The 12971-nt window shown below is 49.7% G+C and carries 10 protein-coding genes, 1 tRNA gene and 4 pseudogenes; 9 read left to right on the top strand and 6 right to left on the bottom strand.

The window, feature by feature from the left end:
* Positions 1-71: 71 nt before the first annotated feature.
* From MN084_RS06235 to MN084_RS06205, 7 genes and pseudogenes are all read left to right on the top strand, one after another.
* Positions 72-1714 (top strand): annotated as a pseudogene (locus MN084_RS06235) (alpha-D-glucose phosphate-specific phosphoglucomutase).
* A 591-nt stretch (positions 1715-2305) separates the two neighbouring features.
* Positions 2306-4672, top strand: a complete 2367-nt coding sequence (ppsA, locus tag MN084_RS06230) for a phosphoenolpyruvate synthase (protein ID WP_241086786.1) — start codon at positions 2306-2308, stop codon at positions 4670-4672.
* A gap of 219 nt (positions 4673-4891) precedes the next feature.
* Complete coding sequence (locus MN084_RS06225) at positions 4892-6301, top strand: dihydrolipoyl dehydrogenase (protein WP_241086787.1); 1410 nt, start codon at positions 4892-4894, stop codon at positions 6299-6301.
* Between the two features lie 596 nt (positions 6302-6897).
* Entirely contained in the window at positions 6898-7119 is a 222-nt protein-coding gene (locus tag MN084_RS06220) for an AAA family ATPase (RefSeq protein WP_241086788.1), read from the top strand.
* Entirely contained in the window at positions 7088-7555 is a 468-nt protein-coding gene (locus MN084_RS06215) for a hypothetical protein (RefSeq protein WP_241087174.1), read from the top strand. The genes MN084_RS06220 and MN084_RS06215 overlap by 32 nt, the downstream gene beginning before the upstream one ends.
* A gap of 95 nt (positions 7556-7650) precedes the next feature.
* Positions 7651-7845, top strand: a pseudogene (locus MN084_RS06210) (AAA family ATPase); the annotation flags it as partial.
* Between the two features lie 311 nt (positions 7846-8156).
* Positions 8157-9370 (top strand): annotated as a pseudogene (locus MN084_RS06205) (IS256 family transposase).
* A gap of 19 nt (positions 9371-9389) precedes the next feature.
* On the opposite strand, the pseudogene MN084_RS06200 reads toward MN084_RS06205, so the two are convergent.
* The 3 genes and pseudogenes from MN084_RS06200 to MN084_RS06190 all read right to left on the bottom strand — a co-directional run.
* A pseudogene (locus MN084_RS06200) lies at positions 9390-9806 on the bottom strand (IS256 family transposase); the annotation flags it as partial.
* 240 nt (positions 9807-10046) lie between these two features.
* Entirely contained in the window at positions 10047-10364 is a 318-nt protein-coding gene (locus MN084_RS06195; RefSeq protein WP_241086789.1) for a type II toxin-antitoxin system RelE/ParE family toxin, read from the bottom strand.
* Positions 10361-10657, bottom strand: a complete 297-nt coding sequence (locus MN084_RS06190; RefSeq protein WP_241086790.1) for a type II toxin-antitoxin system Phd/YefM family antitoxin — start codon at positions 10655-10657, stop codon at positions 10361-10363. Before MN084_RS06190 ends, MN084_RS06195 begins: the two co-directional genes overlap by 4 nt.
* A 525-nt stretch (positions 10658-11182) precedes the next feature.
* On the opposite strand from MN084_RS06190, the gene MN084_RS06185 reads away from it, so the two are divergent.
* Positions 11183-11377, top strand: a complete 195-nt coding sequence (locus tag MN084_RS06185) for a helix-turn-helix transcriptional regulator (RefSeq protein WP_241086791.1) — start codon at positions 11183-11185, stop codon at positions 11375-11377.
* Positions 11378-11413: 36 nt separating this feature from the next.
* On the opposite strand, the gene MN084_RS06180 is transcribed toward MN084_RS06185, so the two are convergent.
* The 3 genes from MN084_RS06180 to MN084_RS06175 form a co-directional block, all read right to left on the bottom strand.
* Positions 11414-11503: transfer RNA gene (locus MN084_RS06180), tRNA-Ser, on the bottom strand.
* A gap of 114 nt (positions 11504-11617) precedes the next feature.
* The gene (locus tag MN084_RS19370) at positions 11618-11830 is read right to left on the bottom strand and encodes a YbaK/EbsC family protein (RefSeq protein ID WP_445083896.1); all 213 of its coding nucleotides are present in this window, start codon (positions 11828-11830) and stop codon (positions 11618-11620) included.
* Positions 11799-11924: a hypothetical protein gene (locus tag MN084_RS06175; RefSeq protein WP_277400403.1), complete on the bottom strand. Its 126-nt coding sequence runs from the start codon at positions 11922-11924 to the stop codon at positions 11799-11801. Before MN084_RS06175 ends, MN084_RS19370 begins: the two co-directional genes overlap by 32 nt.
* A gap of 212 nt (positions 11925-12136) precedes the next feature.
* On the opposite strand from MN084_RS06175, the gene MN084_RS06170 reads away from it, so the two are divergent.
* A complete protein-coding gene (locus MN084_RS06170) occupies positions 12137-12961 on the top strand; it encodes a class I SAM-dependent methyltransferase (RefSeq protein ID WP_320416444.1) in 825 nt (274 codons plus the stop codon).
* Positions 12962-12971 lie beyond the last annotated feature (10 nt).

Raw genomic sequence — 12971 nt, 5'->3', positions numbered from 1 at the left:
AATTCTATCAGTTTCGTAAGTTTGGGGCTCATGAAGGGATATTCAAGGCATAAACATCACTGGCATTTAATATGAACGTAAGCAAAATCGATAGCTATCCTTTCAATGACCAACGCCCGGGAACCTCCGGGCTACGCAAAAAAGTGGCGGTTTTTCAGACTCCCAATTATCTGGAGAATTTTGTCCAGTCGATTTTCGATACCCAACAAAGCCTTAAGGGTGGCATCCTGGTGCTGGGTGGTGACGGGCGCTATTACAACCGCACGGCAATACAGACTATCCTGAGGATGGCCGCAGCTAACGGCATCACCCGCTTGATCGTCGGAGCCGGCGGCCTGTTATCCACCCCGGCAGCCTCCTGCGTGATTCGCAAATACAAGACCCAAGGCGGCATTATCCTCTCCGCCAGCCACAATCCGGGGGGACCCGGATGGTGATTTCGGGATTAAGTTCAATGCTGAAAACGGCGGCCCTGCGGCAGAGAAAATTACCGAAGCGATCTACCACCAAACCCTTGAGATCGATAGCTACAACACTATATGAAGCAGATGATATCGATTTGGACCGAATCGGCACTCAACAGTTGAATGGAATGACGATAGAGATCATTGATCCTATTGAAGATTATGCTGAATTGAAGACTGAGTTGTTCGATTTCAATGCCATACGACAGCTCTTTGAGTCTGGCATTTTCAGCATGCGCTTCGATGCGATGCACGCCATTACCGGGCCTTATGCCAAGCGTATTCTCGAGGAAATGCTGCATGCCGAATCCTGCACCATCATCAATGCAAAACCGTTAGAAGATTTCGGTGGTGGACGCCCCGATCCCAACCTGGTTTACGCTCGTGAACTGGTGGAGATGACCCGTGGTGCCAATGCCGTCGATTTCGCGGCGGCCTCAGATGGCGATGGCGATGGCGATCGCAATATGATTCTAGGAAATGATTTTTTCGTCACCCCAAGCGACAGTCTGGCCATTATGACGGCGAACGCTCATCTGCTGCCCGGCTACCAGAGCGGTATCCCAGGTGTGGCACGTTCAATGCCCACCAGTCAGGCAGCTGATCGGGTAGCCGAGGCGCTCGGTATCGAGTGCTATGAGACACCCACTGGCTGGAAATTCTTTGGAAACCTACTGGATGCCGGGAAAATAGCGCTCTGCGGTGAAGAAAGCTTCGGCTCAGGCTCTGACCATGTGCGCGAGAAAGATGGCCTCTGGGCCGTGCTTTTCTGGCTCAACCTGCTGGCAATAAAACGTCAATCGGTGGAACAAATCGTCACTGCCCACTGGCAGCGATTCGGCCGAAACTACTACATCCGGCATGACTATGAAGCGGTGGAGAAGCAAGCTGCTGAAAACCTCATGGAAGCACTCAAATCAAATCTTGGCGAGCTGACTGGCAGCCAATTTGGTGAGAACAAAATGGCGTATGCCGACAGCTTTTCCTACACCGATCCTGTGGATGGCAGTATCTCCGAAAACCAAGGCGTCAGAATAGGCTTCGAAGGCGATTCACGAATCATCTACCGTCTTTCCGGCACGGGCACTGAAGGGGCAACACTCAGGGTCTATATAGAGTGCTACGAGCCGGACCCGAAACGACAGGAAAGAGAGAGCACCGAAGCCCTGGCACCACTGGCCAAACTCTCCAAAACACTGGCCAGGATCGAGCATCACACTGGGCGCACTGAGCCGAGCCTGATCACCTGATCATCGAAAAAGCACAGCAGCAGGGATGCTGCCTTCAACTCTGTACGCCATGCAGGTGATGTACCCGTATGCGGGGAGGCAGGATACCGCGAGCGACCAGTGATGTATTCACAGCGCCTCTAGGAGGTGATATCGCCAGCCCTTCTCGCACGCCTTTGCACAACGCCGTTAAAAAACAAAGAATTTCACTACCAACTCCTCAGCTAAATTGTGACTGCCGTGCCCATTGATCATAAGGGCATTAAAAAAATCTTTTTTGCATTGCAATATCACGTAAAATCCGTACACTTTCTCCAACTTTGGGGCAGGATCGACCCTACTTAATCGCAATTGAGATCAATTGGGTAGCATCGGCCTGAAAACACGCTTTTCGAATCGCGAATAAAGCATGAAAAACATCCTGATCAGCCCGACACTGACGGTCATGCCAATGTCTCTTCTGTTTGCGATTCCCACCGCCCCCAACACCTCTTTCACTCCCTGTTTCCACGCTGACAAACGACGTTGCACCTGCGCTGAACCAAAGGGAGATGTATCAGCTCTTATCGCATCCAAGATGCATTCAATAATGTAGAAACGCTGGGGATAATAATGAACGATTATGTCAGATGGCTGAGCGAACTGGGAATGGGCGATGTCGACAAAGTCGGCGGTAAAAATGCCTCGCTGGGAGAGATGATTCAGAACCTCTCCAACCTCGGTGTCGATGTTCCCGGGGGCTTCGCAACAACTGCGGACGCCTATCAGGACTTTCTCGCCACCGATGGATTGGCAGACCGGATCAATGGCGCACTGGATAAGCTGGATATTGAAGATATTCATGCCCTGGCAGAGTGTGGTGCTCAAATTCGCCAGTGGATTATGGAGACACCCTTCCAGCAATCCCTCAATCTGGCAATTGACGAAGCCTACGCCATCTTGGTGAAAGAGTATGGCACTGAAGTCACTTGGGCGGTACGCTCCTCGGCAACAGCAGAGGATCTGCCAGACGCCTCATTCGCAGGGCAGCAGGAGACCTTTCTGAATGTCTCCGGACTGGACCACATCAAACAGGCCATCCACGAGGTATTTGCCTCCCTGTTCAACGACCGCGCCATAGCCTACCGGGAACATCAGGGTTTTGAGCATAAACTGGTGGCGCTCTCTGCCGGTATCCAGAAGATGATTCGCTCCGACATCGGAGCCTCCGGTGTGATGTTCACCCTGGATACAGAATCAGGGTTCCGTGATGCGGTATTCATCACCTCCAGCTACGGCTTAGGTGAAATGGTGGTACAAGGTGCCGTCAACCCGGACGAGTTCTATGTACACAAACCCACGTTAGAGGCCGGACGCCCAGCGGTGATCCGACGTAATGTCGGCAGTAAAGCGATCAAAATGGTCTACAATCCGGGCGGCGACAACCCGGTTAAGATTGTTGATATTGACGAGGCCGAGAGCTACCTTTTCTCGATTACTGACAGTGAAGCTGAAGCGCTGGCACGTCAGGCGGTTACCATTGAGAAACACTATGGCCATCCAATGGATATCGAGTGGGCCCGCGATGGCCTCGATAACCGGCTCTATATCGTCCAGGCACGTCCGGAAACAGTACAGAGCCGTGCCGGCAATGTTATGGAGCGGTATGAACTGAAACAGCATGGAGAAACCCTCACCGAAGGACGTTCCATCGGCTCCCGCATCGGAGCCGGTACCGCTAAGGTGATCATGAGTCTGGACGAAATGGACCTGATCAAGCCCGGCGATGTACTGGTCACCGACATGACCGATCCCGACTGGGAACCGATCATGAAACGCGCTGCTGCCATCGTCACCAACCGGGGTGGACGCACTTGTCATGCCGCCATTATCGCCCGTGAACTGGGGGTGCCGGCGGTAGTCGGTTGCGAAAATGCCACCCGCGCCATTAAGGATGGCCAGAAGGTGACCGTCTCCTGTGCCGAGGGTGATACAGGCTTTATCTACGACGGACTGCTGGAGTTTGAACACAAGAAAATCAAGTTCGACGCCATGCCGGAGATTCCCACTAAAATCATGATGAATGTGGGAAACCCGGATCGTGCTTTCGACTTTGCCAGCATCCCCAATGCCGGTATCGGCCTGGCACGAATGGAGTTCGTCATTAATAACATGATCGGCATCCATCCCCAGGCGCTACTGGAGTACGACACGCTGCCGGAAGAGTTGAAAGCGGAAATCGCCCCCCGTATCGCCGCCTACAAAAGCCCGGTGGATTTCTATACAACCAAGATAATCGAAGGTGTCTCCACCCTTGCCGCCGCTTTTTCACCAGGCCCGGTGATCGTGCGCATGTCCGATTTCAAATCTAATGAATATGCCAATCTGATTGGCGGCACCCGGTACGAACCGAACGAAGAGAACCCGATGATCGGCTTCCGCGGTGCATCCCGCTATATCTCAGAAAGCTTCCGGCCCTGCTGGGAGATGGAGTGCAAGGCACTAAAATTTGTCCGGGACGAGATGAGGCTGACCAATGTGGAGATCATGATCCCCTTCGTCCGCACCCTGGATGAGGCCCGTGGCGTCGTGGAGGCACTGGAAGCCAACGGCCTGAAACGGGATGAAAACGGCCTGCGCCTGATCATGATGTGCGAACTCCCCTCCAACGCCGTACTGGCAGATGAGTTTCTGGAGTACTTCGATGGCTTCTCCATCGGATCAAACGACATGACTCAGTTGACCCTCGGACTGGACCGTGACTCCAGCCTGATCGCAAAAAGTTTTGATGAGCGAGACCCTGCGGTAAAGAAGATGCTCAGCATGGCCATCTCCGCCTGCCATAAAGCCGATAAATATGTCGGCATCTGCGGACAGGGCCCCTCCGATCATAAAGACCTGGCAAAGTGGCTCCTCGATCAGGGTATCAGCAGTGTCTCCCTGAACCCGGATACCGTGGTCGACACCTGGCTCTTCATGGCAGGCCAGGAAGCAGAATAACCTGCGGTTTATTTCGTAATTATCCTGGGCGATGGGTGATAGGGTGGAATCGCATTTGCATTCCGCCTTATCGCCTGCCATGAAGTACTCTGATCCTCCCATTCCCACAACAACTCCTCAGTTATTAATCGGTCAACTTAGCCGCCTATTCAGGGTAGAATCACTCCATCATTTTTCAGGTCGGACCCAGATCCGATAATTCCTTTTCAGGAGGTACCCGTGGAAGAGAAGCAAATTGACGTCGCTATCATAGGTTCAGGCAGTGCCGGGCTTTACGCCCTGGGTAAGGTAAAGCCATCCGGCAAAAAATTTGTGCTGATCAATGGCGGAGCACCGGGAACGACCTGTGCGCGGGTGGGCTGCATGCCTTCAAAAGCGATGATTCAGGTCGCTGAAAACTACCACCGCAAAGGTATTCTCGGGCGCTACGGCGTAGAGGGTCACAATGACTTGACCCTGGATAAGGAAGAGGTGATGGAACACGTAAGGGAGATGCGTGACACCTTTGTCGGCCGGGTTCTCTCCAACAGCACCGACAACATGAGTGAAGAGGTCTTTATCCAGGGTTATGCAAAGTTTATCGACCCTCATCTGCTGGATGTGGAAGGCCAACATTTCCGGGCCGATAAAATCATCATCGCCACCGGCTCCCGCCCGATAATTCCCGCTCCCTGGAAGGCGTTTGGTGACCGTATTTTAACCACCGATGAGGTCTTTGAGCAGGAGCAACTTCCTGAGTCTATTGCCATTATCGGCCTGGGTGTCATTGGCCTGGAAATCGGTCAATCGATGGCCCGTCTGGGCGGCAATGTCACCGGCTTCGACATGCTGGAGACGATTGGCGGACTGGATGATCCGGAAGTTGCCAAATCCGCCATCGAGATACTCGGCAGAGAGTTCCCCATTCATCTAGGTGTCGCTGCAGAGATTACAGAAGAGGGAGACAAGCTTAGAGTCACCGCTGGTGACCAATCAGTGCTGGTAGATAAAGTATTGGCCAGCCTCGGACGACGCCCCAACCTGGATAACTTGGCAATAGAGAACGCTGGTATCGATCTGGATGAGCGCGGCATACCGGGATATAACCGCAACACCATGCAGATTGGAGATAGCCATATTTTCATTGCCGGCGACGTCGATGGCGAACGCCTGCTGCTCCATGAAGCCGGTGACGAAGGCCGTATCGCCGGCCATAACGCCAGCGGCACTCAGATCGAGGCATTCCAGCGCAAAGTGACCATCTCGATCAACTTCTGCGACCCCAACATCTGCCATGTTGGAGCGCGCTGGGCAGAACTCGACGAAGCGACCACGACGATTGGCGAGGTAAAAATGGCCCCTGTTGGACGCGCCCTGATTATGGGTAAGAACCGAGGCATCATCCGGGTTTATGGAGAAAAGAGCAGCGGCAGACTACTCGGTGCCGAGATGATCTGCACCAAGGGTGAAAATCTAGCTCATCTGCTGGCTTGGTGCATTCAGCAGCAACTGACGGTGGGTGACCTGCTGCGCATGCCATTCTACCACCCGGTAATCGAAGAGGCGTTGCAAGCGGCTCTCTATGACCTCTACGGTAAAGTCGATGCGAAAAATGAAGGGGCCATTACAGAACTGGTTCCGATGACCTGAGCAACTGAGGAAAAGAGGGTAGAGGATAGAGGGACTATTATTTACTCCCTCTATCCTCCTTCTTTCATTCATTCCGATTTTTTGTAGAAAATACCCAGGGTCTTCCCAGAGAGTATCAACTCTGCTTCACCAGACTGATTCACCTTTATTTCATGGAAGCATAATGGAAGCACGCATTACTTAATTCTTTCTATCACCCCTTTTTATAGTCAGCAGATCGCAAAACCGGCTCCTGCAGGTAAATTCAATAAATCAATAACTTACAGAAAATCCGCTTCATCGAGGTTTTTATGCGCGTGCAATGCAGCCACGATTTACTGCATTTGTCCATTGATCCCCCCATTATAGCCTAGCTACCAATTAGGTAGCCCATTCAATAAAATGCCGATTGTCCGTTTTAGATTGATAATATCGTTTAGCTGTCCGCTACAAGCACCCAGGAATTGTTGCCCTGAATACTTGCAGCCAAACATTGCGCTATATTCTGCTATTAGTGTTTGAAACATAATCAGTTATTATGTTCACCGGCTTTCAATTTACGCGATGGCGAATAGTTGACAAGCTAGATTCAGTAAAATAATAACAGGGAGTTTAAATTGCACCACCTTAGCCATATCACCATAAACAACTTCCGTGCATGTCATGATGTTTCACTTCCTCTGGAAAGCTATACTCCCCTTGTTGGCCAGAATAACGCTGGTAAGTCCACCATCCTTGAGGCAATTCAATGGGCCTTAAAACCGTATGCATTATCTACAGGTGACTTCTCCGACCCAGGGGAAACCAGTGGTCGTGTCAGCCTGCATCGAAGGCATTAGCCCCGAACTACTTGAGCAAATTCCGGAAGAGAAACATCGCAAGGCCATTAGGCCTTACTGCAAGGACGGTAAGCTCTGGATTCGCGTGGTGGCGACTGGCACAGGCGCGAAAGCTATCGCCAAAGAAGTCTGGGAAATTGACAAATATGGTGGAGAGGGCGTCCCGAAAGATTGGCGGAACTATCCGACCGGATTACCACAAGCTGTCTTGGTACTACCAGAACCACTTTATATCGAGACCATGGAGGACATTGGCGAAGACCTAGGCAAGGCAAAAGTAGGCTCGACGATCAAGGGATTGCTTGATGGGATTATGGTTCCGGTACTCAGGGCGCATGATGATCTTAGCAAGGCACTTGATACTATCCACCATATTCTTACCGCCGATGGAGAAAACCGCTCAGAGCATTTGATGAGCAAACCACGGAGGTATTGACTCGCTTCTTTCCAGGGCTGGCGCTTGATTTGGACTTGCAGGCGGTGCAAGTCAAAGAATTCTTCAAGGCTGGCGATCTACATGTCACGGACAGGATGACGGGTGGTAGGCGGCGATTTGATCAAATCGGGACAGGTGCTCAGCGTTCCATTCAGATGGCTTTGATTTGCTACCTTGCAGAAGCACGCTCTAGCACTCCGAAAGAAGCCTCTCGCCGCCTCCTACTGATCGACGAACCCGAGCTATACCTCCACCCACAGGGCGTACGCCGACTCCGCCAAGCGCTCTCCGAGTTGGCAAATGCTGGTTTCCAGATTGTCTTTTCCACTCATTCACCGCTGATGCTAAGCCGAGAGAACGCCGCCAATACAGTAATTGTGTGTAAGACTTTTGAGGACGGCGTCATGACTAGAAAGCCACTACGCCAAGCAGTGCATGACGCCCTTGACGAGGCAAAGAGTCAGTCACGCACCTTATTCGAACTGGGCAACCTAGCAGATATCTATTTTACCGGTGGTGTTTGAAAGGAATTGAAAAAAGCGGGGTATCTGGTTGATTTGTTGTTGCGAGACATCGAAACAACCATTGGAGATATCCCACCATGAGTAAGAATAACGTTGTTAAGCTGGCAGGTCGAGATACGATTATCGATCCGCTGACAGAGTTGCCGAGAAGCGGTGCAGAGCAGTTGATCTACCAGGCGGTGGAAGCCGAGCTGCTGGCGGAGCACGTCGAGCGACGGACAGAGGATGGCAAGGTGGGTGTGGTGCGTAATGGTCACCTGCCCGCTCGTAAACTGCAGACAGGATTGGGGCCGGTCACGGTCAAGATCCCCAAAATACGAGCGAAGACCGGCGAGCCGGTGACGTTCCGATCAGCTCTGGTGCCGCCGTATGTACGCAAGACGAAGTCACTGGAAGCGGCGCTGGCGTGGCTCTGCCTGAAGGGGATTTCCAGTGGAGAGATGGGAGAAGCCCTGAAAGTGCTGGTGGTTCCGGATGCAACAGGCTTGTCGGCCGGCAGGGTATCGCGTCTGAAGCAGGTCTGGGCAGAAGAATATCGGAGCGGGTGCGAGGAACGCCTGGGTGTATGTGTGGGCAGACGGTGTCTACAGCGGGCAGAGAGCAGAGCAGACGAAGCTGTGTGCCCTGGTGGTGATCGGCGTGAATGAGCGTGGTGAGAAGCATTTTCTGGCAATTGAGGATGGTGTACGGGAGTCCACACAGAGCTGGCGGGAGGTACTGTTGAAACTGAAGTCACGCGGACTGACCCCGCCAAAATTGGCGATCGGTGACGGTGCCATGGGATTCCGGGCTGCGCTGGAGGAAGTGTATCCGGAGACGCGCCAGCAGCGCTGCTGGATGCACAAAACCATGAACGTGCTGAACTGCCTGCCAAGGTCAGCTCAGCCGAAAGCGAAGCAGGCACTGCACAACATCTGGCAGGCGGAGACCCAGGCCGATGCGGAAAAGGCCTTTGATCTGTTTATCAAAACGTATGAGCCAAAGTATCCGAAGGCTGCCATCTGTCTGCACAAAGACCGAGAGGAACTGATGGCTTTCTATCAATTTCCTGCGCAGCATTGGCAGAGCATTCGGACCAGCAATCCGATTGAATCCACCTTCGGGACAATCCGCCATCGAACCAGGCGTTCCAAGGGCTGCCTATCGCGTGACGGCGATGTTCAAACCCGGCCTGTGTGCCGAGAAGACGTGGAGACGATTACGGGGTTTCGATTACTTGGCGAAGGTGATAACCGGAATCAAATTTAAAGAGGGTCTTGAGGTAGCAGGAGTCGATCAGGTCGCCGTTTGATTCAACTGGCTAAACACCAGATTTGACTATAACTTTTGTCCCATCGGTCAGAGAATTTATCCAGCGCCAATAAGGCTTCTTCCTCGGTGATGGACTGGTAAATCTTTTTCAAATCAGCCGTGACAGGCTTGTAGTCTTTCCAGGGCACGTACTTCATCGAGTTCCGTACCATATGCACGATACAGAGCTGAATCTGGGTATCCGGAAAGGCCGTGTTGATGGCATCAGGAAAGCCTTTTAAGCCTTCGACACAGGCAATCAAAATATCCTTCACACCGCGGTTTTGAAGCTCTGTCAACACGTTCAGCCAGAATTTGGCCCCCTCATTCTCCGATAGCCACATCCCTAATAATTCCTTGTGGCCTTCCAGGTTAACGCCCAGAGCGAGGTAAATCGCTTTGTTGATCACTTTCTTGCCTTGCCTGATTTTAACGAGAGGTATAGTCATTTATCTTAAAAATGCACTATTTAACCAAACTGATGTTTTTAAAAACTAAGTTTTATAGTCGCTTGTGGCATAATATTTATTTGAAATTTACCATAGTTATGAGCAAATAAGATTTATTAAAAAGGGCAAAAAAACCTAGAAAATCCAAAATTGATGAAGCCATTAATGAATGGTTTAGCACCAAAAATTGAAGTGCAAAACTTCACTGGATAGTATAGATTAAATTACCTACAGGCTTGTTATGAGAGAGCCGACATCACGACTAGCATTAAAGATAAATAACACCTCTACAATTTGTTTGTCGTCTAAAATGCGGTAATAACTATTGTAATTAGCATGAGACCAAACTCTGATTTCTTCACCTAAATCTAGCTCTTGTGAAATTTTTCCTGAAAAGGGAAAAATAGAGAGTGTTTTTTCTAGTGAGCTTGTAATTTCATCAACAAAAATTATTGCTCTAACAGGGTTATCAAGTGCAATATATTCACCAATGGCAAGTAAGCCCTCCCTAGCGGATGGCATAATTATTATTTGATAACGCTTCATTTGCTATTGTTAGAATCTATTCTTGCTTGCAATTCTGCTTTTAAATCGGCGATATAACCATCTGTTAATTCTTGCCCTCTACCTGCTTTGGCATCAGCCAAACCTGCCTTAACACCTGCCTTAATCGTCTCCCTCATAGAGTCTGCCAATTCAAATAGTGCAGGTAAGTTTTCCATAGAAAGCATTACCCCAACAGGACGATTTCTTCTAGTGACCATAACAGGCTCACGTTGAGCAGTGTCTAAAAAAGCACCAAATGAATTTTGCGCCTCTTTTGAGGTCATTGTTTTCATGTTCATAGCTCCAATAGTTAATAGTAATGTAGTTATTATAGCTACTTCATGGAAAAATCAAAACTTTTTACAGAATTTTTCTACATTGCCAATTAGAGGGAAACAAAAAATACCAATAAAATCAGTTAGTTCAGTTAAATCAATATACTCAAAATAACAAAAACTCCCCGTTTAAGGGAGTTTTTAGTTTCGGCTGAAAATCAAAACCAAGCTGAATATCTGAGGTATAGTCATTTCTGGTGTATGAGGAATTAAAGCATATTGCGGATAGTATGGGTATTTCTCTGTATCAAAGGTTCACTGTAGCTGAGGGATCGTTGTTTTTACGAATTATCGGTAGCAGAACTTAGAAAGATTTTAAGGCAAGGCAATCTCAACCATATTGAGCTAACCGCCAAAAACATTGAATTTTTTGGCTATCAGCTACTGGAATTTTTACTTGGTACGGTTACTCAGCACATAACCAAGCCTATTATCCCTGAAAGCACGCCTGAACATATTATCAGAGCCAAGGAGGTGCAAAGTATGGCAGGACTATCAAGAACCACCTTGTGGCGATTGGAGAGCAAGGGCGAGTTTCCAAGACGAGTGAGTCTTGGTGGGAATAGCGTAGGTTGGAAACTCAGCGAAATTAAACAATGGATTGATGAGCGGTTAGAGAAAATTTATTGTGTATACATACTGGTATACATTTTTAAATTAGAAACACAAAAAACCTAAAAGATGTTGATTTTAAAGGGTTTTTGTGTAAAATAATGGCGGAGAGGGAGGGATTCGAACCCTCGGTACGAATTAACGTACACACACTTTCCAGGCGTGCCCCTTCAGCCACTCGGACACCTCTCCAAATTTTGAGGTGCCAGACTATACTATAAGCGCGCGCTACGCAATCGCTGTTTTAGTGGAGTATTTTGCTTCTTTCGAGATGTCCGCTGATGCAAGTGGGGGTTGCCCGACCTATCAGATCCCTGAAGACTCTATTGCCCACTTTGACCAATACGCCGTGATCACCTGACTCTTAAAAAGCAGTTCTGGCTGGTCCAGCAAGCTTGAGTCGGCCAGAGTTTCTATACCGTATGCTTCTCCCATGGGCGGCACAGAGCCAATTTCGCAGTCTGTAAAGACACTTGCCGGTTCATCTTCAGGAACCAGTCTCAATTTGCGCTGCAACATCCTGTTGATGTTTACCGATATCTAGCTGATGAGTAGCCGGAATCAGTGCCAGAAAATAACGATCTTCATCCCCCGTGAGAGTGGTCTTGACCATTCGACCATCCGGCACATGTGTGGATGCTTAGGTCTCCAGCACAGGTCCCATTCTGCCCGTGCTTGACCAGCTCGTATTCCGAGCCATAGCTTGCCAGATACTCCTTTAGGATGATTGCAATACTCATAAATTTTCCTCCTCTTTCACAATTCTCCTTCAGTTTCGAGTATAGTCAGCCTGCAGCAATTGCATCTTTAATTTAGGCAAAAATGATGTCAAAAAAGGCAAATAAGGGAAAAAAAACACTCGCACAGCAAGCTGACCGGCACCATCTTTATGAACTTTCGGTGCAATATGCCGCTTCGGAAATCGAGTTTGTTGATGACACTTATAAGAAACTTCGTGGACGACACGCAACACTCCTGCGGGAAGATTTCTGTGGCACTGCCAATGTCTGTTGTGAGTGGGTTTGGCAGCGCAAGAGCAACCGCGCCATTGGGGTAGACATCGATGCTGAAGTGCTTGGATGGGGACGAGACAACAGAGTTTCAAAACTATCCAGTGGTCAGAAAAAACGGCTGCAACTGCTTGAGAATAACGTTCTGAAAGCCAAGACAGAATCTCCCGACGTGATCTCAGCAATGAATTTCAGTTACTGGTTGTTCAAACAACGCAAACAGCTAAAAAGCTATTTCAGCAAGGTTCGTGAGGCACTAATCGACGATGGGGTCTTCTTCATGGATGCCTATGGCGGCTATGATGCTTTTCGCGAAATAGAAGAAGAGAGAGAAATTGACGATGGCGCCTTTACTTACATCTGGGAACAGGAAAAATACGAGCCGATCAGCGGCGGTCTGATCTGCCATATCCATTTCGTTTTTCCAGATGGGTCCAAGCTGAAGCGTGCTTTCAGTTATGATTGGCGACTCTGGACCTTGCCCGAAATCAGGGAACTGCTCGAAGAGGTCGGATTCCGTAATATCACTTTCTATTGGCAAGGCTGGGATCAAGATGGTGAGCCGGACGGCATCTTTGAACCCGCAGATGAAGGGGAAGCCGATGCTGGGTGGATTTGTTACATCACAGCAGAGAAATAACGCCAGTTTT

Source organism: Candidatus Vondammii sp. HM_W22 (assembly GCF_022530855.2).
GTDB lineage: Bacteria > Pseudomonadota > Gammaproteobacteria > Chromatiales > Chromatiaceae > Vondammii.
This window is presented reverse-complemented; position numbering and strand designations above follow the sequence as displayed.

Coding starts and splice junctions, on each gene's coding strand:
- ppsA (WP_241086786.1), top strand. CDS start 2,306: ATGAACGATTATGTCAGATGGCTGAGCGAACTGGGAATGGGCGATGTC.
- MN084_RS06195 (WP_241086789.1), bottom strand. CDS start 10,364: ATGAAGCGTTATCAAATAATAATTATGCCATCCGCTAGGGAGGGCTTA.
- MN084_RS06190 (WP_241086790.1), bottom strand. CDS start 10,657: ATGAAAACAATGACCTCAAAAGAGGCGCAAAATTCATTTGGTGCTTTT.
- MN084_RS06185 (WP_241086791.1), top strand. CDS start 11,183: ATGGCAGGACTATCAAGAACCACCTTGTGGCGATTGGAGAGCAAGGGC.
- MN084_RS19370 (WP_445083896.1), bottom strand. CDS start 11,830: ATGTTGCAGCGCAAATTGAGACTGGTTCCTGAAGATGAACCGGCAAGT.
- MN084_RS06175 (WP_277400403.1), bottom strand. CDS start 11,924: ATGGTCAAGACCACTCTCACGGGGGATGAAGATCGTTATTTTCTGGCA.
- MN084_RS06170 (WP_320416444.1), top strand. CDS start 12,137: ATGTCAAAAAAGGCAAATAAGGGAAAAAAAACACTCGCACAGCAAGCT.